At 28.8% G+C, this 26,378-nt stretch carries 20 protein-coding genes; 10 read left to right on the plus strand and 10 right to left on the minus strand.

The window, feature by feature from the left end:
* Positions 1-54 precede the first annotated feature (54 nt).
* Positions 55-1,101, plus strand: a complete 1,047-nt coding sequence (gene ispG, locus XO11_RS04680; protein WP_014296438.1) for a flavodoxin-dependent (E)-4-hydroxy-3-methylbut-2-enyl-diphosphate synthase — start codon at positions 55-57, stop codon at positions 1,099-1,101.
* Here ispG and XO11_RS04685 read toward each other — a convergent pair.
* Positions 1,098-2,384 carry a GGDEF domain-containing protein gene (locus tag XO11_RS04685; RefSeq protein ID WP_014296439.1) on the minus strand — a complete coding sequence of 429 codons (1,287 nt, stop codon included), beginning with the start codon at positions 2,382-2,384 and terminating at the stop codon, positions 1,098-1,100. The genes ispG and XO11_RS04685 overlap by 4 nt on opposite strands.
* A gap of 382 nt (positions 2,385-2,766) precedes the next feature.
* Between XO11_RS04685 and XO11_RS04690 the strand changes: the two genes are divergently transcribed.
* Together XO11_RS04690 and XO11_RS04695 are read left to right on the plus strand one after the other, a co-directional pair.
* Positions 2,767-3,990, plus strand: a complete 1,224-nt coding sequence (locus XO11_RS04690; protein WP_014296440.1) for a M20 family metallo-hydrolase — start codon at positions 2,767-2,769, stop codon at positions 3,988-3,990.
* A gap of 16 nt (positions 3,991-4,006) precedes the next feature.
* Positions 4,007-5,458: an aminoacyl-histidine dipeptidase gene (locus XO11_RS04695; RefSeq protein WP_175418232.1), complete on the plus strand. Its 1,452-nt coding sequence runs from the start codon at positions 4,007-4,009 to the stop codon at positions 5,456-5,458.
* Between the two features lie 30 nt (positions 5,459-5,488).
* On the opposite strand, the gene XO11_RS04700 is transcribed toward XO11_RS04695, so the two are convergent.
* The 4 genes from XO11_RS04700 to XO11_RS04715 form a co-directional block, all read right to left on the minus strand.
* Entirely contained in the window at positions 5,489-6,844 is a 1,356-nt protein-coding gene (locus tag XO11_RS04700; protein ID WP_014296442.1) for an 8-oxoguanine deaminase, read from the minus strand.
* Complete coding sequence (locus tag XO11_RS04705; protein WP_014296443.1) at positions 6,841-8,256, minus strand: pyridoxal-phosphate dependent enzyme; 1,416 nt, start codon at positions 8,254-8,256, stop codon at positions 6,841-6,843. Before XO11_RS04705 ends, XO11_RS04700 begins: the two co-directional genes overlap by 4 nt.
* A gap of 19 nt (positions 8,257-8,275) precedes the next feature.
* Positions 8,276-10,531: a xanthine dehydrogenase family protein molybdopterin-binding subunit gene (locus tag XO11_RS04710; RefSeq protein WP_175418233.1), complete on the minus strand. Its 2,256-nt coding sequence runs from the start codon at positions 10,529-10,531 to the stop codon at positions 8,276-8,278.
* 275 nt (positions 10,532-10,806) lie between these two features.
* Complete coding sequence (locus XO11_RS04715) at positions 10,807-12,498, minus strand: CehA/McbA family metallohydrolase (protein WP_217671844.1); 1,692 nt, start codon at positions 12,496-12,498, stop codon at positions 10,807-10,809.
* Between the two features lie 179 nt (positions 12,499-12,677).
* Between XO11_RS04715 and XO11_RS04720 the strand changes: the two genes are divergently transcribed.
* The 3 genes from XO11_RS04720 (at position 12,678) to XO11_RS04730 (ending at position 17,801) form a co-directional block, all read left to right on the plus strand.
* The gene (locus tag XO11_RS04720; RefSeq protein WP_014296446.1) at positions 12,678-13,523 is read left to right on the plus strand and encodes a GNAT family N-acetyltransferase; all 846 of its coding nucleotides are present in this window, start codon (positions 12,678-12,680) and stop codon (positions 13,521-13,523) included.
* A 234-nt stretch (positions 13,524-13,757) separates the two neighbouring features.
* Complete coding sequence (locus XO11_RS04725; protein ID WP_175418235.1) at positions 13,758-15,488, plus strand: hypothetical protein; 1,731 nt, start codon at positions 13,758-13,760, stop codon at positions 15,486-15,488.
* A 21-nt stretch (positions 15,489-15,509) separates the two neighbouring features.
* Positions 15,510-17,801 (plus strand): hypothetical protein, encoded by a 2,292-nt coding sequence (locus XO11_RS04730; protein WP_175418236.1) that lies wholly within the window; start codon positions 15,510-15,512, stop codon positions 17,799-17,801.
* 35 nt (positions 17,802-17,836) lie between these two features.
* Here the strand turns inward: XO11_RS04730 and XO11_RS04735 are convergent, their stop codons facing one another.
* Complete coding sequence (locus XO11_RS04735) at positions 17,837-19,222, minus strand: pyruvate carboxylase subunit B (protein WP_014296447.1); 1,386 nt, start codon at positions 19,220-19,222, stop codon at positions 17,837-17,839.
* Positions 19,223-19,381: 159 nt separating this feature from the next.
* Between XO11_RS04735 and XO11_RS04740 the strand changes: the two genes are divergently transcribed.
* From XO11_RS04740 to XO11_RS04755, 4 genes are all read left to right on the plus strand, one after another.
* Positions 19,382-19,963: a hypothetical protein gene (locus XO11_RS04740; RefSeq protein ID WP_014296448.1), complete on the plus strand. Its 582-nt coding sequence runs from the start codon at positions 19,382-19,384 to the stop codon at positions 19,961-19,963.
* A 23-nt stretch (positions 19,964-19,986) separates the two neighbouring features.
* Complete coding sequence (locus XO11_RS10720; protein ID WP_014296449.1) at positions 19,987-20,619, plus strand: Crp/Fnr family transcriptional regulator; 633 nt, start codon at positions 19,987-19,989, stop codon at positions 20,617-20,619.
* 88 nt (positions 20,620-20,707) lie between these two features.
* Positions 20,708-21,184, plus strand: coding sequence for a permease (locus XO11_RS04750; protein WP_014296450.1), 477 nt, complete (start codon positions 20,708-20,710; stop codon positions 21,182-21,184).
* Positions 21,181-21,876, plus strand: coding sequence for a permease (locus XO11_RS04755; protein ID WP_014296451.1), 696 nt, complete (start codon positions 21,181-21,183; stop codon positions 21,874-21,876). Before XO11_RS04750 ends, XO11_RS04755 begins: the two co-directional genes overlap by 4 nt.
* 45 nt (positions 21,877-21,921) lie before the next feature.
* On the opposite strand, the gene XO11_RS04760 is transcribed toward XO11_RS04755, so the two are convergent.
* The 4 genes from XO11_RS04760 to dnaE form a co-directional block, all read right to left on the minus strand.
* Positions 21,922-22,338: a Fur family transcriptional regulator gene (locus XO11_RS04760; RefSeq protein WP_041638506.1), complete on the minus strand. Its 417-nt coding sequence runs from the start codon at positions 22,336-22,338 to the stop codon at positions 21,922-21,924.
* A 116-nt stretch (positions 22,339-22,454) separates the two neighbouring features.
* Positions 22,455-23,480: a transcription termination factor NusA gene (gene nusA, locus XO11_RS04765; RefSeq protein WP_014296453.1), complete on the minus strand. Its 1,026-nt coding sequence runs from the start codon at positions 23,478-23,480 to the stop codon at positions 22,455-22,457.
* A 15-nt stretch (positions 23,481-23,495) separates the two neighbouring features.
* Complete coding sequence (gene rimP, locus XO11_RS04770) at positions 23,496-23,960, minus strand: ribosome maturation factor RimP (RefSeq protein WP_014296454.1); 465 nt, start codon at positions 23,958-23,960, stop codon at positions 23,496-23,498.
* Positions 23,961-24,074: 114 nt separating this feature from the next.
* Complete coding sequence (dnaE, locus tag XO11_RS04775) at positions 24,075-26,375, minus strand: DNA polymerase III subunit alpha (RefSeq protein WP_175418237.1); 2,301 nt, start codon at positions 26,373-26,375, stop codon at positions 24,075-24,077.
* Positions 26,376-26,378 lie beyond the last annotated feature (3 nt).

Here is a 26,378-nt window from a genome sequence, read left to right on the forward strand (position 1 = left end):
TAGCCATAATATGGTGAAATTAAACAAGAATCTTTGAATACGAGAGGTGTTTTTATGTTTTCAAAAAAAGTAGTAACTGTTGGAAATGTTAAAATAGGTGGAGATAATCCCATTGTTATACAATCAATGACAAATACAGACACTTTAGATTTCGAATCCACATTAAGACAAATAATTAGATTATCAAATGCAGGAGCTGAAATAGTAAGAGTTTCTGTAAGAACACTTGATGATATACCTTCATTTAAAAAATTATGCGAAAATTCCAATGTACCTCTGGTAGCAGATATTCACTTCGATTACAAAGTAGCAATTGAAGCTATAAAAGCTGGTGCTTCAAAAGTAAGGATTAACCCGGGTAATATTGGCGCAGAATGGAAAGTAAAAGAGGTTGCAAAAGTTGCAAAAGAATATGGAATTCCTATAAGAGTTGGTGCAAATTCAGGTTCTATAAAGAAAAAATATGAAAACCTTGTCCCAAGATATAGGGCATTAGCAGAAAGTGCTCTTGAAGAAGTAAGAATACTGGAAAAAATAGGTTTTGATGATATTGTTATTTCCATCAAATCTACTGATGCAAAAGAAAATTTCTTAGCAAATAAATGTCTTGCTGAAAAGGTTCAATATCCTATTCATATAGGTATTACAGAAGCTGGAATTTATGAGGATGCTGTAATTCTTTCTTCAGCTGGACTTGGTGCTTTGTTATTAAATTATATTGGCGATACAATAAGAATTTCAATTGCAGGCGATCCGGAAAAAGAAGTCGGTGTTGCAAGAAAATTATTAACATTATTGGGATTTAAAAAAGGACCAAGAGTAATTGCATGTCCAACATGTGCAAGAACAGAAATCAACGTTGAAGAACTTGCTTTGAAAGTTAAAGAATGGACCAAAGATATAGACAAAGAAATAAATATAGCTGTAATGGGGTGTGTAGTAAATGGCCCGGGAGAAGCTAAACACGCTGATATAGGAATTGCCGGAACAAAAACAGGTGGAGCAATTTTTGTGAACGGTGAAATTGTCGAAAGTGTTTCACATGAAAAATTAGAAGAAACATTCAAAAGATATATTGAAAAAATGAATCCTGCGAATTAATCGCAGGATTTTTTATTTCTTTTCATTTTATACATTAAATCATCAACCAGCTTCAAATTTTCCTCAGGACTTAATTCATGTGATACTTCAATTATTCCATACGAAAAACTTATATTTTCTTTTATTTTTAACGTTTTCATTTCGATTCTTTTCATAATTAAAGTGGCATCTTTTTTATTTGTATTTGGAAATATTATTACAAATTCATCACCACCATATCTTGCAAAAATATCAGATCCTCTAATGGTTTCATGAACAATTCTGGCAAATTCTTTTAATATTAAATCTCCAACATTATGCCCATATCTATCATTAATCAATTTAAAATCATTTATATCAATAAATGCTATAGAAAATATTTCATTATATCTTTTTGATTTTTCACAAAGTTTTTTAAAATACCCTTCAAAAAATGCTCTATTATATGCTCCTGTTAAGTAATCCCTGATAGATGCCTCATAATATTTTTTTCTCTCTTCATTTAATTGATTGTATAAATCTTTAAAGATTATAATAGCATCTATTATATTAGTTATTTCATCCATTAAACGAATTTCATTTTTTGTAAATGAATCTTCACCCACTTTTTCATACAATATAGCTCCAAAAACCTTATTTTCTTTTTTTAATGGAACCCCATATACGCTATATACCTTTGGATCTGTTACATGATAAATTTCATATCCTTCAGGAAGTTTAAATTTCACAGAATTTGGTATGTATATCTTCTGGGCTTTATCAATTACAAAATTAGTCAAACTCTTATTATCTCGTGGAAATATTTTATTGCTATATTCAATATTTTCAATATAGCCAAAATCAATATATATTTTATTATCTTTTAATGTTGCAATTACAAGAGAATCAATAATTCCTTCTTCTCTTAATGTTTCAAAAATCTTATTGTATAATTTCATACTATCAAAACTTTGTGGAGAAAAAAGCGATAAAGTTTCTCGTCTTAATTTCTCAGCAACTTCAAGATATTTTTTATTATACAAAATGATATCACGTGTAATATCAGCAACATATATAACAGAATAGGCCTCATTATTATATATAATTCCACGAAAACCTATTTCATATAAAGTATTCTCTATCTCTTCAAGATATGAAAAATCCATTTCGTTCTTATTATCCTTAAAATATGTTAAAACCTGAAAAATCGGCATAAATTTTTTGAAATTAGGAAATTTTTCTATAAACATATCAAACGCATTTTGAGAGCAAATGGGAGGGATTTGCTGCAAATCTACCTGGAATCTTTTTGCTAATTCCGTCATTTTTTCATTTACATATATGTACTTTTTATCTTTTAAAATTGCAATTCCAACATCACTTTTATTTAAAAATTTTTCAAATAATCCACCAAGTAATTCTTTGTTTATATTTTTCCCTCCTTAATTATGAGCTCACTAAGAATTATAACATAAATATTACTTTTATAAATGACAATATAATAAAAACACATTCCAAAATCCGAATAATTTTCTAAATCCAGTAATCATATTAATTATGTAATATTATTTTAACAAAAATAGTTAATCCCCTTTTTAAGTGGAATGTTTTTTGGTGCAAGTAGATAATAAAATTCGGTGTGCTAACTTCCTGATTTTTTATGATATAATTTAATTATCATATATATCCTTAAAGGAGGTTAGCATTATGAAAGAGAAAATTCTTGAACATGTAGAAAAAAATAAAGATGAAATTATTGAAACTTCAAAACGTTTTATATCTATAAATTCCGTAAATCCCCGTGCAGGTGGCCCCGGGGAAAAAGAAGTTGCTGAATGGCTTGAATCATATTTAAAAACAATGAAATTTGATGAAATAAAACGTTATGACGCACCAGATGATATTGTGGAATATGGTTTCAGACCTAATATTGTAGCTATTTATAAGGGAACTTCACCAGAAAGAACTATATGGTTTATTACACATATGGATAAAGTGCCTGAAGGGGATCTTTCATTGTGGGATCATGATCCATTTGATCCAGTAATTAAAGATGGAAAAATATACGGAAGAGGTGCAGAAGATAACGGAAGCTCACTTGTTGCAACTCTTCACGGTTTAAAAACATTAATGGATTTAAATATTAGACCTAAAAACAATATTGCTCTTGTTTTTGTTTCAGATGAAGAAACAGGTAGCGATTATGGTATAAAATATCTTGTTAAACAGGGAATTTTTGATAAAAATGACTGGTATTACGTACCTGATTCAGGTAATCCTGAAGGTTCTTTTATAGAAATTGCAGAAAAATCCATATTATGGTTAAAAATAGTTACAGAAGGAAAACAGGCTCATGCTTCTGCACCAACTGTTGCTAAAAACGCTCATAGAGCTGCAATATACTTTGCAAAAGAATTAGATGAATTTTTACATGAAAAATATGTCGCAAAAGATCCTTTATTTAATATTCCGTTTTCAACATTTGAACCTACCAAAAAAGAACATAATGTGGATAATATAAATACTATTCCAGGAACAGATATAATGTATTTTGATTGCAGAATTTTACCTCAATACGATTTAAATGAAATACTTGCAGATGTGGAAAATATAAAGAAAAAATACGAAGAAAAATTCGGTGTAAAGATTCATATTGAAACACCACAAATGGAAAAGGCTCCTGATCCAACTCCAGCGGATCATCCATCTGTATTGAAATTAAAAGAAGCTATTAAAGAATTAAGAAATATTGATGCAACAGTTGGCGGAATCGGTGGCGGAACATGTGCTGCCATTTTAAGAGAAGCAGGATTACCTGCTCTTGTATGGGGAACCATGGATCACACTGCACATCAACCAAATGAATATATAAAGATAGAACATCTAATTGCAGATACAAAAATCTATGCATATTTAATGGCAAATTTTTAAACAGGAGGGAATTACAATGGGCGTTTTAGACGGATTAAAACCTGAAAAAGTTTTTAAATTTTTTGAAGAAATAAGTATGATTCCAAGATGTTCTGGTAATGAAAAAGCCATTAGCGATTATCTTGTTAAATTTGCAAAAGAAAGAAATCTTGAATATATTCAGGATGATGCATTAAATGTAATTATTAAAAAACCTGCAACCCCTGGCTATGAAAATGTTCCTGGAGTTATTATACAGGGACATATAGATATGGTATGTGAAAAAACTTCTGATAGTAATCATGATTTCTCAAAGGATCCTTTAAAACTTCAAATAGATGGTGATTTCATAAAAGCTACAAATACCACTTTAGGTGCTGATAATGGAATTGCTGTAGCTTATGCGCTTGCAATACTTGATTCTGACGACATTGAACATCCGTATATTGAAGTGTTGATGACAACTGAAGAAGAAACAGGAATGGGCGGAGCTAATGCTTTAGATCCAGAATTATTAAAAGGAAAGGTATTATTAAATATCGATTCTGAAGAAGAAGGAATCTTTTACGTAAGCTGTGCTGGTGGTTTAAGGGATATAATTACATTACCTATTGAATTTATGGATGCACCATCAGGTTTTAAATCATATGAAATAAAAGTTTTTGGTCTTCAGGGTGGCCATTCAGGAATGGAAATAATAAAACAAAGAGGAAATGCAAATAAACTTCTTGGAAGAGTTTTATATGATTTAAATAAAAAAATAGAAGTTTATGGTATTTCAATTGATGGTGGAGATAAGAGCAATGCCATCCCAAGGGAAGCTACTGCAAAAATTCTTGCAAAAGATAAAACAAAATTAATTGAAATTATAGATTATTGGAAAAATGTATTTAAAAATGAATTTTCTATTACAGATCCTGATGTTGAATTATCTGTAAATGAAATTGAGCATTATAATAAAGTTATGACAAAAGATTCGTTTGAGAAAGCTATAAATATTTTAATGCTTGTTCATGACGGAATTCAATCAATGAGTAAAGCAATAGAAGGTCTTGTAGAAAGCTCAAGTAATCTTGGCGTTGTTAAAACTTTCGATAATAGAATTGAATTTACAAGCGCCACAAGAAGTTCTGTTGAGACATTAAGAGATCTTATTCATAATAAAGCTGAAATTATAGCAAAGTTAAATGGCTCTAAAATTACAACAAATGCTCCATATCCTGCATGGGAATATAAAAAAGATTCTAAAATTAGAGAATTAATGAAAAAGGTTTATAAAGATATGTACGGAAAAGAACCGGAAATAACAGCTATTCATGCTGGACTTGAATGCGGTATTTTATCCGGAAAAATGAAAGATGTGGACATGATTTCATTTGGACCAAATATTTATGGTGCTCATACACCTGAAGAAAAATTGAGTATTTCTTCAACACAAAGGGTATGGGAATTTCTTCTTAACGTATTAAAAGAAATGAAAAATTATTGAAAAACCCCCGTCTAACGGGGGTTTTCTTTATCAAAGACTATTTATAACTCTTTTAGATATTTCGTTATGTTTTTCTATAATTTTCGGAAGTTCTTCATCTAATATTTCTCCATCTTTTATTCTAATTTTACCATTGATTACTGAAAGATCTACCTGTTTTCCATCACACATTAACACTGCACCAAGTGGATCATCAAGGCCTCCTGCAAACTCAAGTCTATTAAGGTTAAAACCTATAAAGTCGGCAGCTTTTCCGATTTCAAGACTTCCTATATAATCATCCATTCTTAACACTCTTGCTCCGCCCATTGTTCCCATCTTTAACGCTTCTCTTACTGTTAAAGCATCCGCACCATATTTTACTCTTTGAAGCAACAATGCATTTCTAACCTCTGCTATCATATTATTTGTATCATTACTTGCGCTTCCGTCTACTGCAATCCCTATGCGTATTTTATCTTTCATTTCTGTAACTGGTGCAATGCCCGAACCCAATCTCATATTTGATGATGGACAATGAGCCATTCCAACATCATTTTTTGCCAATTTATCTATATCGCTTTCGTTTAACCATACAAGATGTGCAAACCATGCTCTTGGATTTAACCATCCAAGTTCTTCCATGTAATCTACTGGTCTTTTACCAAAACGTTCTATACAATAATTCTCTTCATCAAGTGTTTCTGCAACATGTGTATGGATTAATACGTCATATTCATCGGCAATTTTTACTGTTTCTCTCATTAAATCTGCTGTTACTGAAAATGGAGAACATGGAGCAAGTGCTACTCGTAACATTGAGTATTTTGATGAATCATGATATTTTTCTATTACCCTAATGCTTTCTTTTATGATTTCTTTTTCTGTTTGAACAACACTATCAGGTGGCAGTCCACCATCTTTTTTACTCATTGACATACTTCCTCTTGTAGGATGGAACCTAATACCAGTTTTTATAGCCCCTTCCACTTCAGCATCAAATGCCTCATTTAATCCATATGGATAAAGATATAAATGGTCTGTAGTGGTTGTTACACCTGTTTTCATCATTTCATAATTACCAATTATTGAGCTGATGTAGAATCCTTCTCTATCTATATTTTTCCAGCGTTCATATAAAAATACAAGCCAGTCAAAAAGTTTTGCATTTTGTGCTCCTTTTACATTTCTTGTTAATGTTTGATATAAGTGATGATGCGTATTTACAAAACCTGGCATTATAAGCATATCTTTACAATCAATAATTTCATCAACTTCCTCATCGAAGTTCCCGCTACCTATATCTTTTATCACATTATCTTCAACAAGAATATAGGCGTTTTCAATTTCAGTATCTTTATTATCAAAAGTGGCAAGATATGAAATATTTTTGAATAACTTTCTCATTCGTCAAGCCACACCTTTCTTAAAGTTGCTTTATGTTCTTCCCTATATTGTTCAAGCATTTTATCCATTTCTTTTACTTTTCTCTGATGTTCTTCCCAATATGCCTGTTCCTTTTGTGCATTTAATTCTTCAAGCGTTTTTCCCTGTTGTTCTATCCATGTATAGTATTTTAGATTATGCCATCTTTCTCTGTTATACTTGTCTCCTTCGAAGATACCTGATGTTTCCTGATAAAGGAATATTCTTTCCACTCTTGATTTTGCTTCAGCTCTATCCAATTTTCCATATGTTTTTGTCATCTGTTCCATAACTGAATGATATCTATCTATATTATCTGTTGCAACAACAAAGATATTATCATCTGATTTTAAATTATAGAATTTAGCCATTTTTATTGCACCGATAACATTAGCAACACCTGATATACCAAATTTATCTGAAATATATTCAACCATTTCTGGATCTACAAATTCCTTAAGGAATTTTTTACCTTCTTCATCTGTTAATACCTGAAGCATCTTTTTACTGTCTATATCGTCAACAAGTACTACCGCATCATTATTCATTACATTATGAATCCATGTAACGTGTTTATCCCCAATTCCCTGAATATCATGTCCGCCATATCCATTTAATGAAATTGTTGGACATTGTACAGGTTCCATAGCTACAACCTTAACTTCAGGAAATTCCTGTTTTACTCTATCTCCACTGGCAATTGTTCCCGCAGAACCTACTCCCAATACAATTGCTGCAATTCTTTCATTACCTATATGATATCTTCTAACTGTTTCTATCATTGTATTACCTGTTACATAGTAATGAAATCTGTAGTTCCCAAATGCTTCAAACTGGTTCAATATTCTAATATGTTCTGGATCCTGTTCGTATAGTTCTTTGGATTTATCATATATCTCTTTAACGTTTGATTCACAACCTGGTGTTGGAATAACGTCTGAACCATACTTTCTGATAATATCAAATCTTTCCTGACTCATTTCTTCAGGCAATAATACAAGAGAATCATAGTTCATTCTTGAACTTACAAATGCTCCACCTATTCCATAATTTCCTGTTGATGGCCATACCAATTTATGTATTGATGGATCAACTTCATGTGTAATTGTTTTTTCCATCAATACAGAATATGTTGCTCCAACCTTATGACTTCCTGATGGAAAATCTTTTGCATATAGCACTATAATATTTGCTTCAACACCTGTTAATTCTTTTGGCATAACAAAATATCTAATTTCATTGTTTTCATCCTTCCAGGATATATTAAAAAGGTTAATTGGATGAAGCGGATCCTTTTCTTTCATTTCAATAGCTCTCTGTCTAATCTCTGGATCGATTTTTTCTGGATGTAGCATTTCTTCATATGTAGGTCCTACTATAGGCACTTTTTTCATACTATTACCCCCCTGAGTTTTATATTATATCTTCCATAGATATTGGAATTTTTGTTATTTTTTTACCTGTTGCATGCGCAACCGCATTTGCTATTGAAGGTGGTGCTGTCATCAATGAAGGCTCTCCTATACCTTTAGCCCCAAACGGCCCATATGGAAATTCTTCTTCTACAACATCAGCAACAATTTCAGGTATATCCTTTATTGTTGGAATTATATAATTATTAAAGTTATCTGTTATAATTTTTCCTTCTTTTTGCTTTATTTCTTCCATAATAGCATGCCCCATACCCTGAACAGCTCCGCCTTGAATCTGTCCAATTACTCCGTCATAATTTATTGCTTTTCCTATATCGTGGGAAATCCACATCTTTTTTACATCAATCTTTCCTGTTAATGTATCAACTTCAACAAGGGATAATTGTGTAGAATAAGTATAAGTAACATATGCCTCGCCAACTCCATTTTCCATATCAAAATGAAGTTTAGGTGACTTAAACCAGCCCGATTCATTGAGCTTTACATTGGCATCATTGGCCATTTTAGCAATTTCATCAAAGGTAAAGTTTTTATCCTTTATTTTATAATACCCAAGATTAATTTCTATATCAGATTTTTCAACATCAAATTTATCAGATAAAAACTCAAGTATGTTGTTTTTAATCTTTTCTGCAGCATCTTTTGCTGCATTACCACTAAATATTGTTGTTCTTGAAGCAACTGTTGGACCACTATCCTGAACAATAAATGTATCTGTCTGCAATACTTTTATTTTTTCAAGTTTTTGCCCTAATATCTCAGAAACAATCATTGATATTGCCGTTTTAGAACCCTGACCAATTTCAGTACCCCCAAACATTATGTTTATTGTTCCGTCTGGAAATACATGAACTTCTGAATTTGATGCATCAAGATGTTGCCCGCCAGCACCAAGACTAACCCCGTATATAATATGAGACCATCCCAACCCACGTTTTTTTATTTTATTTGTTTTATTAAATTCTTCAACTTCCTTTTTTAGCTCTTCATAATTTGATAGTTTTTTAATATTTTCCAGTGTTTTTTTAGCTCCAACAGAAAATTCTAATTTATGACCTGTTGATGTTTCCGCACCAACTTCAAGAGCATTTTTATAACGTATTTCCCACGGATCTATATTTAATTTTTCCGCTGCTTCATCCATTACTCTTTCTATAGCAAATAATACCTGTGGTGAACCAAATCCTCTAAATGCACCACATGGAACTTTATTTGTATATACACCATAAACATCTACATGTACATTTGGAACTTTGTATGCTCCAGCTGCATGTGTAAGCGTTCGATACATTACTATTGGCGATAATGTTGAATATGCTCCCATATCAAGATAAGATTCAACCTTTACTCCAAGTAAAGTTCCATCTTTCTTAAACGCTACTTTATAATGAGATTTTGATGGATGTCTTTTACTTGTTTCTTTTATATCGTGTTCTCTGGAATATATTAACTTCACAGGCCTTTTTGTTAAATATGAAAGCAAAGCTGCCTTCGAAGCAATATATGATGGAACATCTTCTTTTCCACCAAAACCGCCGCCAGTTTCCATTTGAATTACATCTACTTTATTAAATGGAATGTCGAGTATTTCAGAAACGTCTTCCTGAACATAGAAAGGACATTGCATCGAGGCATATATTTTCATTATTTCACCATCATAATATGCTACCGCTCCCTGTGTTTCAAGATATGCCTGTTCCTGATAATCTGTTCTGAATTCTCTTTCAATTACAAGATCAGCATTTTCAAATGCTTTATCTATTTCTCCACGTCTTATTTTCTTATGAAATGCTATATTGGATTCAGGATCATGTACTTTTATTTCATCTTTTATGGATTCTTCTATAGTAAGTACCGGCTGTAATTCTTCAATTTCAAACTTTACTTTTTTAATAGCTTCTTCTACAGCTTCTTTTGTCTCACCTGCAATTAATGCAATAGCATCATGTTCAAAACGTATTTTCTCCCCAATAGGAACCAAAAACCACATATCCTTTATTAAAACTCCAAATTTGTTTGTTCCCGGTACATCTTTATATGTTGCCACTTTTATTATCCCGGAAACGTTTTCAGCCTCAGATATATCAATACTTTTTAAGATACCATGAGGAACATTTGAATAAACAACACCTGCATAAATCATTCTATCTAAATATAAATCAGGTGTATATTTGGCTTCGCCATATGCTTTTTCATGAGCTTCTATTCTTTTCGCAACCTTTCCAACTATTTTCATATATTATCCCCCCGAAATACTATTGAATTATTTTTTAACTCTAGATTAAATTTTACCTTATTTTAGGCTTATTTTAATAACTCGTTTTAAAAAGAAAAAGTTTCTTTTTTAAACTTAAATAAACATAACGTCGTTAAATCCGTTTTATTCGAGAATATAGAAAAATATTCTTTTTATTATATTGATTTGTCCAGGATAAAAATATTATAATATAAAAGTTTCTAAAATATCGATTATAAAAGAAAAACAACCCCTTACAACGGGGTTGTTTTTCTTTATTGGATTCTCAATAGCTTTTTTACAAAAGTTAGATTTTCATCATTTAAAAATGGATTACCAGGAAATATCACAAAATTTTTATTTAATACAAAACCTCTTTCTTTATTTTTATATAAAATTCTCCATGCTTCATTATAATAAATATAATTAACCTTTATATTTTCTATTTTTTCATCAGTTACAGTAAAACGAGATGGAATTAATGAAAGAACGTATTTATTCTTTTCATCAAGAATAATACCTATTCGTCTCTTTGTAGCGATTTCTGATAATCTTTTTAATATTTCTTCATTATTTATGCTTTTGGCATTTATAATTATTGCTTTTGATGAATCGTTAATCTCGTTTATTACTTTATATGAATTTTCTAACTTACTTATCTCGACATTTATTACAGAAATTGTATCTTGATTTAATAAATTTACCTCCTTGCTGTACCATAATAAATTATTTATATAGATCTCCATTTTTGCGTTTGATATATCAGGTGTTTTAAAAGACAATGGAATCAAAGATTTTTCATATGGTTTCAAAATTAAATCTTTTTCAAAAACTATATTATCATTAATTTTTATTTTTACCGGAGAATTTTCTACATTATTTCCTGTATTATAAAAATAAAGATTCAATGTATTTTCCGAATTTCTATATAATTTTATATCAGGAACATTGAAAATTCTAATTCTATTTTCTGGTTCGTACCATATTGGCGATGATACTATTTCATCACCATCCATCTGTTTAAAGTATACAAAAAGCCAGAAATATGGTGAGGTTACCTTTATTTTTACAACTTCATTAATCTTATTCCCATTAGGTGATAATTCATAAATTTTATCTGGAGTATATACCTTTAATTCTGAAAGAGAATTTTCATCTTCATATTCAATTTTCAAGGATATTTCCCCGGGCATTTTATCATAATAATATATATCTCCCATTTCAGCATTATCTGTTTCTACCCATATTTTTGCATTCTTATCTTCAGTTCCATATGTTTTCCTATTCCACATTGCTTTTAATAAACCGTCTTTACTTCTGGATAATACCCATACTCCTGTTCTTGAATCATTAGCAGTTCCCCAATTTGCTTTATGATTGTCCTGTCCAATTGTAGCGCCAAGATGCCAGCCTTTTTTCAAGGCTACAATATAATTTGAAAACATTTCAGGTGTAATTGTATCGTTTTTTGACCAATTTCCATTTCCAACTTCAACAAGATTTAAATAATTATCTGCTTCAGGATAATATTCAAATTTTTTAAATGTACCAAACATCGATATTGGGTGATTAAATTGGGCCAAAGCTTTTTCATTTATTAGCCACTTATAAAATTCTTCTATTGTGGTATCAATATTTCTACTTGTCCACTCTTTTGACCCATATACATTAATATGCCCACTACCAGCAGTCCACTCAAATCCAGCAAGTGCAATAAAATTTTTTGTCGTATTTTCTTCCGCCATTCTTTTCATTACTAAAAATTTATCTTCACCATTATATAATGCTTCAAAATAATAAGCATGGTCTGTAACAGCATGAAAATCAAGTTTGGCAATATCTCTTGCATATTTATATGCATCTGCTGGTGTAGTGTTTACTGCACCATCAGAAAATGCAGTATGCGAATGTGGATTACCAAAAAGTAATATATATTTTTGTGGAAAAGAAAACAAAGATACTATCATTAAAATGAAAATAAACAAAAACAGTTTTTTCAATTATCTCACCCTTTCCTTAAATTAGTTAGTTTTAATAACATTGTATTATATCATAATTTAAATACCTTTTTTAAAATAAAATACCTTTACTTTTTTAGATTAAAAAATTGTGCTATAATTATAATGTAGGGGAAGGAGGGATCTTTATGGATTTCAAAAAAGCCAGTGAAGTTTCAAAAGGAATAATTGTCGATCTTGTAAATAAAACTTTTGCAGATTATGAAGTACCTGTCAATTGGACATTAACCTCATTTGAGCTTGATATAAGAGAAAATTCAATTTCTCTTGATGACTCTTATATAGTATTTGAGGACGAAAAACCCATTGGATTTTCATTGGTTTCAATTAGAGGAGCAAGGGGAAGAATCGATGCTTTTGGTTTTTTAAAGGAATACAGATTAAAAGGCTACGGTTCTGAGCTTTTATACTATACACTTGAAAAAATGAAATGGAAAGGCATTTCTAAAGTTACACTTGAGGTTGTAGATACTGAAACAAGCGCAAAAAAGTTTTATGCTAAACATGGTTTTAAAGAAAAACGCGTTTTGGAAAGCTTCATACGTTATTTAGAAAAAACTGATGAGATTAAATTTGGATATTCTATTGTTGATCATAAATGGATTCATGATAGGGCAGTTGAAGCTTTGCATTATATTGGAAGAAAACCAAATTGGCAAAGAGAGCCTAAAACTTTAGATCTTTCCTATGATAGATACCAAATGGAAAAAATCACTTCAAAAGGCTTTTCAATTGGTTATGTTGTTTGGGGAATGACATCAAAAGGGGCGTTTATTGTAGATGTTGCACCTTTGGTTGATGAAACAAAATATGAGGATATTGTAAAAGACCTTTTAAATAGATTCGCTGATTTAAAATTCAAAGACGTAACTATGGTATCTCTTCCAGAAGATGATCCTTTAAACAAAATACTAAAAAAATTCAACTTCAATGTATTTTTAAAACAGGTAGAAATGGAAAAAAGAATACATTAATTAACAAAATTCAAAAATTATTATATTAACCTCTCAGATATTCTGAGAGGTTTTTTTTATATAACCATTATCATTATATTTTTGTTAAAATAAATAAAATTTATTATTATATATATTTTTACTTTGCAAATCTTGAAATAATTTTTTTTCAATGATAAAATATAAAAAGGTTATCAAAAAATAAGATATTTTTCACAATATTGATATGCTACATTTTAAAAAGGGGGTATTTTGGTGATTTATAAAAAGTATCTATTTTTACTAGTTCTTTTAACATTACTTTTATTCTTCACTTCTTGTATTAATCAAAATAAAAAAACTACTCCTCAAGTTAATTCTCAACCTGAATCTTCTAATATTTTCGCATCCATTCATTCAAATCCTTATTTAAAAAAAATTAAAAATATATCAGCTACTTATGATTCAACTTCTAATACCTTAATTCTTACATGGGATTTTCCAGACAATGCAATTTTTAAAATTTATAAAGGTTCTACAGATTCTAATCTTACTTTTATTGGCAAAACAAAAAAAAATTTTTTTATAGATCATTCCCCATCTAAAGAAAATGTCTATTATTATATAAATGCAATATACGATAATAAAGAAAGTGGACTATACAAATTTGATGCTTCGCTTTTATTGAAAAAATACATTTTACCTGAAGGTTTTAAAATTTCATATGACAATCCTTTACCGCCAGATAAAGGAATTTGGTTGAAATTCGAAATATACACTTTAAATAAGATCACTCCAAAAAGTGATTATTTAATACTCACCTTAGATCTAAACAATAAAAATTCTAACGATTCGAGATTTGAATCTGCTATTGTTTTAAAAAAAGGATATGATAACTTTGATGACGTAACTTTATATTATGCCTGGATATATTATCCTGAAAATTATTATGCAGAAAGAAATTCCAATATTAACAACTTTAGAATTAAAAGAGCTGATGGAATTTATGCTCAATTATTTGGAACAAAAGATCCAGGATGGATTTGGTCAATTTGGAAAGAAAAAAATAAGCCCTTTTATTTTAATAATGTTGTTCAATTAGACAAAAACAAATATAAATTCAAAACTATAATTAGGCAATGGGAAGACAGTCAAATTAAAAACAAAAAAATAAAGATTATTTTGGAACCTGAGCTTAATATTAACACCTTTACAGATGTCAATCTAAATTTCGGCGGTATATTTATTCAAGATAATCCTAATTCTTCAATAGCATGTTGGTGTGGAAACATTCCTTCTGTTAAATATTCAAATTATCAAAATACTAAAAATATTATTGAATACAATATAGAATATTATGATTTTGCATCTCCAGAAACAGAAAGTGCTATAGGAAATTTAGAATATTTATTACCCTCAATAAATAAAGATTTATTTGTAGAAATTTCTCCTAATCAATTTTTTACCCAAAACTATACAATAGAAAATATTGTCAATACACTTTCTAAAAATACTATTGAATTTCATGTTCCTATGTATATAAATAGAATAGTAAAGCTAAAATATGAAATATCGGATGATGGAATATTTAAAAATGATATAAAAGAAATAAAAGCAAATACTGTTTGGATAAGAAATGATATCTTAAGGGAAAAATTAAAATATAATGAATATTTACTAGAACCAAATTTAATTGATTTTGATAAAAATAAGATTGAAGAATTATATTTATACTATTTTCCTTTATATAACACTGTTGAATTTAACCCATCAAGTGATGATATCGAGGAAATTTATAGTTCTAAAACCATTGGTATAAATTCAATTACTAACTTTTCAGAATCTACATTATCTATGAATAAGGAAAATTATAGTTCTATTACAGTTGAAAAAGGATTAGTTATAATGTATAAAACTTATTCAGGAAAATATATAAAAATTGAATTTGAAGATTTTTATCCTATGACTATAGATGAAATAAAAAATTTAGGAATAAAAATATATTAAAAACGAGTGGAGGGATTATAAATGAAAAAAAGAATACTATTCGCCATTCTTTTGGGATTCATAATATTATTTTCTTCCTGTGTAAAAAATATGCAAGAAAACTCAATGAATTTATATGTACATATAAATTCAAATTTAAATCTTTCAACAAAAGGATTTGAGGAAAATATAAATATAACAAATATCAAATTTAATATAATTAAAGATGGAAATATTTTATATACTCAAAACTTCTTGAGTAATGATATAAAAATTGAAAATTTACAACTAAAATCTGATAATTACACTTTAAAAATTACAGCTTATGATAATGAACAAATAATTTTTTATGGAGAAAAAAATATATTCTTAAAATATGGAGAAAATCAAGTAGTTATTAATACAAAATTTGCAATGGGTAAATTAAGTATAAATTTCAAAAATGACGTTGCAGACGAATTTATCTTAAAAAATATGGAAATTTCAGGAACTTTAGATTCTTCACCAATAAATAATTTTGTTATGAATCTTGAAAACTTTGAACATATTGAAAAAGATTTGTATCCTGGAGTATGGGATATCACTGTTGATGCTACATTAACAAATGGTCAAGAACTTAAAAATATTAAAAGATCCTTTGGTTTAGAAATATTACCTTCAACAGAAAAAGATATAACGTTTATTATAAAAAAATCTGAATTAGGATTAATAATAGAAATAAATTCTTTATTTGATAAACCATATTTAGAAAAAATTTCCAATATTACAGCTCGTTATGACGAAGAAAAAAATATAATCACTTTGTACTGGGAATTCTCAAAAAATGCTATATATAAAATTTACAAAAGTGGTGATGGAAAAAACCTTAAATTCATTGGAAAAACAACTCAAAAAATTTTTGTTGATAATAATCCTTCAAAAGAAATGCCTATTTATTATATTAATGCTATATACGATAATAAAGAAAGTGGATTGTATAAAATAAATGTTATAGATAAATTTATAGAATTTTCTTTACCCGATGGATTTAAATATTCATATGAAGAGCCTGATTTTTCAGCTAATGGAGATTGGGTAAAATTTGATATTTATACTTTAAATAAGGTTACTCCTCCTGATATTCAATATTTAATAATGGAAATGGATTTAACTGAGGAAAACAAAGAAGATAACAGATTTGAATCATATGTATTATTAAAGAAAGAAAAAAGCCCTTATACAGATGTAAATAAATTTGGTATATGGATATATTATCCAAAAGATTATTATTCATTAAAATTATATAATAGTAATAATTTAAGATTTAAACAATTAGATGGAACATACGGACAATTATTTGGTACAAAAGATCCATGGTATTTCTGGTCTGTAAGAAAATTCGAGTGGTACCCTTTTGAAAATCAACATTTTAAAGTAACAAAACTAGATTCAGGAAAATACTTATTTAAAACAATAATAAGACAATGGGAAAATACACCTATTTTATATAAAAAATTTAAGGTTAAAATAATTCCCGAAATAGATATTGATACACAGACATCTGTGGTTACCAATTACGGAGGAATCTTTTTTTATCCAAACTCTTATAGTGGAGGTACAATATATCCCATTGTAAAAAATTATATTAAAATCTCAAATAACGAATTTGAATATGAAACAGCTTATCATGAATTCGCTTCTGAGGAAACAGAAAAAAATATAGGAAAAATCGAAACTGCACTTCCAGAAGTCCATAAAGATCTATTTATCGATGCTTATTCATATGAAAATTATTTTTCTTTAAACGATGCATTTAATGGTTTATTGACAGATTTATCAAAAGACACAATTGAATTAAATGTAAATATGCATATCAATAGAATAATAAAATTAGATTATGAAATTTCAGATAATGGTATTTTCACTAATGATATTAAGGAATTAAAAGTAAATACTATTTATTCTTATTCAATATCTGATCAAACATTAAAAGAAAAATTAAAATATAATAATCCATATTTAATAGATATAAATGAAATTGATTTTGATATGAATAACACCAGAGAACTGAGATTTTATGCAGGAATTAGTTTACGAAATAATCTCTATTATCAAATATATCCTAATAATAATGATGTTAGTGAAGTTTATATTGCTTCATATTATGACTTTGAATCTATTACTGATTATAATAAAGCTATACAAAACATGCAAGAATATTATTATAATAGGTTAAAAATAGGTGATGTTATTTTATACAAAACCAAATCAGGAAAATTTATAAAAATTAGAATAAAAGATATATATCCTATGCCAAAGGAAGAAATAGAAGCTTTAGGTATTACTGTAAATTAAACAAAACTCCCGGAAAAATCCGGGAGTTTATTATATCATACAGGATATATACTTTCATCTTCAACAAAATCTTCTGTTTCTTCAACAAGTTCGAAATCAACCTGTATTTCTTTTTCATATTTGTCTTTTAGATATTTCTTTCCTACTTCACCAAATAGGATATATGTCAATAAATCTTCATCTGTTTCAGCTAAAACACATATTTCATTTCTTGCTTTTTCTATTTCAGGTTTTAATAAATCTGCTGGTCTGCAGTCTATTGGTTTTTCGTTTCCAAGTGCTTTCTTTAAAAGTTCTTCATCTACTGGTGCAGGTGGTCTTCCATACATTCCTTTTAGGTAATTTTTAACCTCTTTTGTAATTGACTTATATCGTTCTTTATACATAACATTTAAAACTGCCTGAACACCAACTATTTGACTTGTAGGAGTTACAAGTGGTGGATATCCAAGATCTTTTCGCACTCTTGGAACTTCTTCTAATACTTCATCTAATAAATGCAACATTTTTTGAGCTTTTAATTGGGATACAAGGTTTGAAAACATTCCGCCTGGAATTTGTGCCTTTAATATTCTTGAGTCAATTGATACCATTCGCATATCGTCTTCTATATGATTTTCCCTTACTTTCCAGAAATAATGCGCGAGATCATAAAGTTTATCGGAATCAAGCGGTTCTCCTAATGCAAAGTTAAATGGTTCAACTGCCGGTTGAGAACTTGCATTTGCAAATGGGCTTAATGCTGTATCTATTAAATCAACACCAGCATCAATTGCTGCTTGATATGCAATAGAAGCCATACCTGCCGTATTATGAGAATGCAATTCTATTGGTACATTGTATTTTCTCTTTAATTCTTTTACTAAATCATACGCCATTTTAGGAGTTAATAATCCAGCCATATCTTTTATAACTATTGAATCAACACCGTGATCTATTAATTCTTTTGCATAGTTTAAATAAAATTCAAGATTATGAACAGGACTTATTGTATAAGATATTGCACCCTGAACATGTATATTCCTCTTTTTAGCAACTTCTATACTCTTTTTTAAGTTTCTTATATCATTTAAAGCATCAAATACTCTTATTATGTCCATACCATAATCCGCTACTTTGTTTATAAATAATTCAACTACATCATCAGCATAATTTCTATATCCAACAATATTTTGTCCTCTTAATAACATCTGTATTTGCGTGTTTTTTAACTTTTTTCTTATTGTTTTTAGTCTTTCCCATGGATCTTCGTTTAGATATCTTATACATGAGTCGTATGTTGCACCGCCCCATACCTCCATTGAATGAAAACCTACTGTATCAAAATCTTTTAAAACAGGCTCAAATTCAGAGGTTTTCATTCGAGTCGCAATTATTGATTGCTGGCCGTCACGTAATGTGGTATCAACAAATTTTGTCATAGTTTCACCTCCACTATAAATTAAAACATTATTTTTTTAAAAAAGGGTTAAGAATATAAGAATTTAGTTTGGTAGGAAAATTATTATTCTAATGGAAAAATATAATGATAGAATTTTCAATAATTTAAAAAGGTGTATAATGAATATGTAGGTGATTTTATGCGTATTAATGTTAATAATTATTATTCTCCTACTGAATTTAAAGAGAAATATCTTGAGAGTAAGTTAAGAAAAATCCTTATTGAAGCTATAAACAATAAGGATAATGCTTTGTTGTTTAAACTTGGAAAAATCAGTTCAATGATAAAAATAGGTAATATTTCAGAAGCCGAAAAAGAATTGGAACGCATAGACAGAAATATCAATGAGCAGGGTATAAAATCTCAAAAAAATAAAAAGGGTATTTCCAATTCAAATGAGCATGTTGTTAATAGGAATATTAATAATAAAATATCAAAAAATAATTTTCCAGAAACTTCGGAATCTGTTGTTTATCTTCAGGATGATTCGCCTGATTCAGCTGTTTCATTTCAATACCCAACACCGGTTAGTGAAAATGCTTCTTTTTTATTTATAAAATCTCATGAATCAGAACATGCACGAGAAATTATTAAGGAAGCTATGTTTAAAGGAAAGATGGCTCAGGTGTATGTTCGCTATTTTACTTCATATGATCCAAATGGACATCTGGTTTATACAGGTGGTGTAACCTGGGGAAAAATTCTTGATTCTAAAGCATAAAATTTTTATATAGGAGGAAAAAAGTGAGAAGTGAATTTTTTCAAAATGTTTTTGGTGAAAACAGTGAGATATTAAAAAAGTACGGTCGTACTCTTAAAATCAAAAAAAATCACGTTTTACATTCACCAAATGAAAAATTAGAACAAATTAGTATTATATTATCCGGTAAATTGAAAGTTGTAAAATATGCTCCAGACGGTAATGAACAGGTTTTAAAATACTTGAAAGAGAATGAAAGTTTTGGTGAGGGACTAATTTTTTCTGATGAAAATTATCCATCATATATTGTTGCGGAAAAGGATTCTGAAGTCTTTGAAATATCAAAAGAAGGTGTTTTGAAGTTATTTAAAGAAAATGAGACTTTTCTTATATTGTATTTAAATGAAATCTCCAAGAAATTATTAAATCTTTCTAATATTGTGGATATTCTAATTATAAAATCAATAAAGGAGCGTTTAATTCGATATTTCCTATTATTACATAAACAGCAAAAATCTGATATTATTTATTTTAAATCAAAGCAGCAAATAGCAAATGATATCGGCAGTGTTCGTGAAGTGGTATCAAAAAAGATAAAAGAATTAGAAAATGAAGGTTATATTAAAATTATTGATAGAAATCATGTCAAGTTGTTGAATATTAAATCTCTAAAATAAAACCGTGTTTAAAATCACGGTTTTATTTTTTTATATTGTCTATAATAGGGTATGAATAAAAAAAACAAAGAAGTAGGAGGTTGATACAGTGAATACCATTGTATTATATGGAATAGCCGTTTCATTTTTAGGTTGGTCTATTTTTAAGAGTAAAGATAAAACAAAGGAAAGTTTAGTATTATCAAAAAATTTGTTGGTAAAAACTTTTATTGAAATTATTGGAGTTATGGCTTTAGTAGGTTTAGTATTGGCTATATTGCCACCGGAATTAATTAAACAGTTATTGGGAAATTCAAACGAGTTTTTAAGCACAATATATGGTGCAGTTATAGGTGCTTTAACTATAATACCAGCATTTATTGCATTCCCGCTTTCTAAATCTCTCTACCAAAGTGGAGCAAATTTAACAGCAATTGCAGCATTTATCACAACATTAACTATGGTTGGATTCGCTACTATGCCAATTGAAATTAAATATTTTGGAAAGAAATTTACATTGCATAGATTATGGCTTAGTTTTGTTGCTGCTATATTAATTGCTACAGGAATGGCGGTGATATTATGAAGAAGATATTGGATTTAATTAAAAATAATAAATTAATCTTTGTAAGTATCGTTTTGTATGGAATTGCATTTTTTGTAAAACCAGAAATTTTCTTTAAAGGGTTAGAAATGACAAAAGGATTTCTAATTGAAATGGTTGAGGTTATGCCACCTATTCTTATAATCTCCTCATTGATTACTGTATGGGTACCATCAGAAGTTATAATGAGACATTTCGGTGAAGAATCTGGATTTAAAGGAAAGTTGTTATCAATGTTTACAGGTGCAATTTCAGCCGGTCCTATATATGCAGCATTTCCAGTTGCACAGGCTTTATTCTTAAAAGGAGCAAGTATTGCTAATTTAGTTATAATTATTAGTTCATGGGCAGTAGTTAAGGTTGTTATGTTCATGGTTGAATCAAGCTTCCTTGGATTGCCTTTCGCTTTAACAAGATATGCTTTAACAATTCCTGCAATATTTATTATGGGATATATAATGGAAAAACTTGTAAAACGTGAAGATATATTAAATGAAATTGAAAATACAGAAATTGTATATAGGAATGAAAAAGAAGTATTAAATGATTTACCAAATATGAATTGTGGTGCTTGTGGTTATGCAAATTGTAAGTTATTTGCAGAGGGAGTTATAAAAGGCGAAGTTACAATAGATGATTGTGTAATTAGAGCAAAAATGCGTAAATCCGCTTAATTAATAACATAAAAATAAAAGGCCCTTCGCGGGCCTCCTTTTATTTTATACCTGACATTCTGTACAAATACCATAAATCTTTAATTCAAAATCTTTGATTTCAATATCTTTTTTAGGTAAAAGATTTTTTATTGCTTCTTTACTTACTTCCATTTTTACTGCTTTCCCACAATTTTCACATATGAAAATTGCATTTACTTCATCTGTTACATCATCAATTAATTCATACCTAACAACACCATCATCAAAATCTATTTTTCTTATTATTCCAAGTTCTTCCAAAAGTTCTATTCCACGTTTTATAGTCATTTTACTGGTTTTGTGATTTTTTCTTCTTCTAATTTGCATATACACATCATCAAGACTCATTAATTTTCCATTGGATTCGAGAAAAACCTTAAGAATTAATTCCCTTTGGGCTGTCATTCTTTGTTTTTTTTCTCTGAGAACTTTTTTAAGCATTTGTTGGGACATAGTATTAAATCCGCCTCCTCATTCTTTAGTTCGACTAAATTTTACATCAGAAAGAAAAATATTTCATTTAAACACTATTAAAATTGTGTGCATTTTTAATTAAATTATACAGTATGTATATCTATTTTCCAGCCTGTTATTTTAGCGGCAGCACGAGCATTTTGCCCACCCTTACCTATAGCAAGAGATAATTGATTTTCCGGAACATGCACTAATGCAAATTTTTCTTTTTTGTCTAATTTTATTTCTACTACCTGAGCTGGTGCAAGTGCATTTCTTATTAGTTCTTCAATATCATCAGACCATTTTATTACGTCTATTTTTTCAAGATTTTTTAAATCTTCCAATATTTGCGCAATTCTCATGCCATTTTCTCCAATACATGCCCCAATAGCATCAACTTTAGGATCTTCTGAATATACTGCAACCTTACTTCTAACTCCTGGTTCTCTATATATTTTTTTTATTTTTACTATTCCATCTTCTATCTCTGGGATATTCATTTTAAATAACTCTTCTACAAATTCAGGAACACTTCTTGAAACAAGAATTTTTGGACCTTTAGTTGTTTTTTGAACACTTTTTATATAAACTTTTATTATGTCTCCATTGTACATTTTTTCTCCCGGAATCCATTCTTTTGCTGGTAACTTTGTTTCAAGTTTTCCTATTCTAATATCTGCATATTCTGGAGTTACTTTTAACACCTCAGCTGTTGTTATTTTTCCCTCTAATGTAGAATATGTCTGATATAACTTTTCTTTTTCTATTTCCCTTATACTTTGTTTAATTACCTGTTTAGCGGTTTGTGCAGCTATTCTTTTAAATTCTTTTTTAGGGTTTATTTTTTTCTTGATAATATCTCCAATTTGGGCTTTAGAAGATATCTTTTTAGCTTCTTCTAATGTAATTTCTTCTCCTTCATTTTCTACTTCTTCAACAACCTTCAACAGCTGATATATTGTGATTTCCCCATGATTTTTATCAACAATAACCTCCACGTTTTCCATTTCATAATTGTTTTTATATGCCTTTTCTATAGCCTTTTCAATTATTTCAAGTAATACTTCTTTTTTTATTCCCTTTTCTCTTTCTAATTCTGTTAATGCTTCTCTTAATGCAAGATTCATTATAATCACCTCCATTTACAAATCTATTTCTAAGTTTGCTTTTAATACTATATCATACGGGAATTCTATTATTTTACCACCATCTTTTTCTTTTATATAAATAGTTTCGTCATTTATATCTTCAATATATCCCTTTATAGCTGTTCTGTTTTGTACCCTTTCTTTTAGAATTACTTTTACTAACTTCCCTTTAAATCTAATAAAATCCTTTAAACTTCTTAAAGGTCTATCTAATCCCGGAGAACTTACTATTAAATCATATGATGTATCTATAAGATCTTTTTCGTCAAGATATGATTCTATTGTTCTTGAAAATCTTTCACAATCATCAATTCCAACATATCCATCTTCTTTATCAATAATAATTTCAAGCTTTACTTTTTTTCTAATTTTTTTAATCGATACGTCGAAAATTTCTAAATCCATATTCCTGGCAATTTCTTGCGATTCTTTTAAAATCAGGTCTTTTAAATCTTTCATTTTGCACCTCCTTTTATAATAAAACAGAATTCGAGGGCTACTGCCCTCGAACGATTATTTCTATATCTGCAATTGATTATACCATAAAATATAGGTAAAATCAAGTAGTTTAAATTAGTTGATTTTAAATCCGTATACTTCTTTTTCAAATTTAATTATATCTTCTTTATCTGTAATAACCTCTTTGTCAGTTGATATATTTTCTCCAAAAACATCACTTAATATTTTTTTTGCTTTTCTACTTGTATTATGTTCAATTTCAGAAATCATTCTCAATAATTGTCTTCGATTTTTTGTAAAAATATCAAAAACTCCACCTTTTATCATCTGTTCAATTATATTTCTTGTTATGCGTTTTTCCTTTGTTCGCTTTATAAAATCTTCAAAATCCTTATAATTCCCTTTTTCTTTTATATCTTTAGTTAAAACCTCTTCTGCAAATATACCTACTCCTTTTATAACCCTTAAAGGTAAATATAATGCATTATCTTTGCACATACCTTGTGGATAAAGAATACTTGCATTTTTAATTTGAATATTCATATACTTACTTTCTTCAAAAAGAGTTTCTGACAAACCTTTAAACTTTATATATTCCAAAAAGAATTTACATCTTTCTCTTGTTTTTATTTCAGCCAGCCAATAACTAAGATGAGCATATGCAACACTATGTGATTTATTAAACGCATATTCTGCAAATTTTTCTATTTTAGAGTAGAGCTCCTGTGATTCTTTATTTCCAATCTTTTTAGCTGCATTAAAAATAAACTTTTCTTTCAACTTTTTTAATTTTTCTATATCCTTTTTTGACATTGCTTTTCTAAAATCGTCTGACTCTTCTGGGGATAATCCTCCCAATTTTTGTGCAATATACATCACCTGTTCCTGAAAAATAATAACTCCCTTAGTCTCAGGCAAGAGTTTTTTTAGATATTCCCTGGAACTACCCTCAAGATACTCATCAAACATTCCAGAATTCAAAGGTCCCGGTCTATTCATTGCAAGTAAAATTGTTAACTCCATAAAATTTTTAGGCGCTAATTTTCTGGATAGTTTTTTACCCAATCTGGATTCAAGCTGGAATATCCCTTCTGTTAAACCAGCAGAAATTAACTTATATACTTCTTTATCTTCTAAATTTACAAATTTATCTTTAGCATATTTAAAATTAAAACGTTTTAACAGGGCAAGTGTATCTAAAGACAATATATCAAATTTTTCTATACCTGAAAGCTTTAATTCATCCATTTCCCATAATGTAATTGGAATATTGTTTTGCCTATAATCAAGAGGGATTTTTAATCCCATATCTTCTTTTGATAATATCACACCAGCCGCATGTACAGATTCAGCTATTTCCAATCCTTCAAAATAAAATGCAAGAGTATAAAACTTTTTTAATTTTTCATCCATATTAGGATATCTTTTCATATTTTCTAAAGACCTAATTGGAAATTTTAACTTTTGAGACATATCATATCCTAAAATTTCTTTTGCTTTTTTTACAGCGCTTTTTTCTTTCATTCTTACATATGTTCTAACCTGAGCAATACTAAAAATTTCATTTAATTTTTTTATGACATTATCTCTATTTTCAGAATCTATATCCAGATCTATATCTGGCAATTCTTTTCTAGACGGATTAAGAAATCTTTCAAAATATAAATTATATTTTATAGGGTCTATTAGCGTTATTCCCAACATATAAACTATTAGCGAACCAACAGCAGAACCTCTTCCTGGACCAACATATGCCCCTGTATTTCTAGCTGTTTCAACTATTTTTTTTACAGTTAATATATAATCTGAAACTTCCATATCCTTTATAACCAATAATTCTTTTTTTAATCTTTGCATATATTCATCTGGCAATTTTGCCATATAGGGCAATAGCGATTCATATAATCTTTTAAATCCTCCCATTTGAGGCAAATTTACATAAAAATCTTTTACATTATAAGAGGGAGTTGTTGAGTTTATATATTTTAATATATTACTTCCCAAATAATCTTCTATTTTAAGATTTCCTTTTAAACATCCACCAGAAATATTTTCAGAACCCAATAATTCTTTAACCGTCTGTGTGGGGAAAAGTATCTTCTCTTTTATCTCATTTTTTTCAAAATATCTTACATTTATATTTTCTTTTTTTCCGTTGTAAAATTGTATAATTTCCAACAACTCTTTTGAATTTACAGGAAAATAAATTTTTCCCTTCATTTCAAATAAAATATATGGTACTATTTTATATTTTTTAGCTAAATTAATAAATGTTGGCCAGGATTTCGGATGTGATTCGCATAAAATAATTGAATCATATCCAAATCTCTTGGCCATAGGAAAAAGGTCATTTATTTGTATTAGAGATTTACCTATACTTTTTGATGTGACTACAGGTCCTAAAAATTTTTTCAAATA

Origin of the sequence: Marinitoga sp. 1138, assembly GCF_013363265.1 — a bacterium.
In the GTDB taxonomy this organism is placed as follows: domain Bacteria; phylum Thermotogota; class Thermotogae; order Petrotogales; family Petrotogaceae; genus Marinitoga; species Marinitoga piezophila.

Bases quoted from the DNA above. Each gene is read 5' to 3' on its own strand.
- XO11_RS04685 (WP_014296439.1), bottom strand. From the start codon at position 2,384: ATGACGGAATTAGCAAAAAGATTCCAGGTAGATTTGCAGCAAATCCCT.
- ispG (WP_014296438.1), top strand. From the start codon at position 55: ATGTTTTCAAAAAAAGTAGTAACTGTTGGAAATGTTAAAATAGGTGGA.
- XO11_RS04695 (WP_175418232.1), top strand. From the start codon at position 4,007: ATGGGCGTTTTAGACGGATTAAAACCTGAAAAAGTTTTTAAATTTTTT.
- XO11_RS04755 (WP_014296451.1), top strand. From the start codon at position 21,181: ATGAAGAAGATATTGGATTTAATTAAAAATAATAAATTAATCTTTGTA.
- nusA (WP_014296453.1), bottom strand. From the start codon at position 23,480: ATGAATCTTGCATTAAGAGAAGCATTAACAGAATTAGAAAGAGAAAAG.
- rimP (WP_014296454.1), bottom strand. From the start codon at position 23,960: ATGAAAGATTTAAAAGACCTGATTTTAAAAGAATCGCAAGAAATTGCC.
- XO11_RS04715 (WP_217671844.1), bottom strand. From the start codon at position 12,498: ATGATAGTATCTTTGTTTTCTTTTCCACAAAAATATATATTACTTTTT.
- XO11_RS04720 (WP_014296446.1), top strand. From the start codon at position 12,678: ATGGATTTCAAAAAAGCCAGTGAAGTTTCAAAAGGAATAATTGTCGAT.
- XO11_RS04700 (WP_014296442.1), bottom strand. From the start codon at position 6,844: ATGAGAAAGTTATTCAAAAATATTTCATATCTTGCCACTTTTGATAAT.
- XO11_RS04735 (WP_014296447.1), bottom strand. From the start codon at position 19,222: ATGACAAAATTTGTTGATACCACATTACGTGACGGCCAGCAATCAATA.
- XO11_RS04740 (WP_014296448.1), top strand. From the start codon at position 19,382: ATGCGTATTAATGTTAATAATTATTATTCTCCTACTGAATTTAAAGAG.
- XO11_RS04705 (WP_014296443.1), bottom strand. From the start codon at position 8,256: ATGAAAAAAGTGCCTATAGTAGGACCTACATATGAAGAAATGCTACAT.
- XO11_RS04730 (WP_175418236.1), top strand. From the start codon at position 15,510: ATGAAAAAAAGAATACTATTCGCCATTCTTTTGGGATTCATAATATTA.
- XO11_RS04710 (WP_175418233.1), bottom strand. From the start codon at position 10,531: ATGAAAATAGTTGGAAAGGTTGCGAAAAGAATAGAAGCTCATGAAAAA.
- XO11_RS04690 (WP_014296440.1), top strand. From the start codon at position 2,767: ATGAAAGAGAAAATTCTTGAACATGTAGAAAAAAATAAAGATGAAATT.
- XO11_RS04760 (WP_041638506.1), bottom strand. From the start codon at position 22,338: ATGCTTAAAAAAGTTCTCAGAGAAAAAAAACAAAGAATGACAGCCCAA.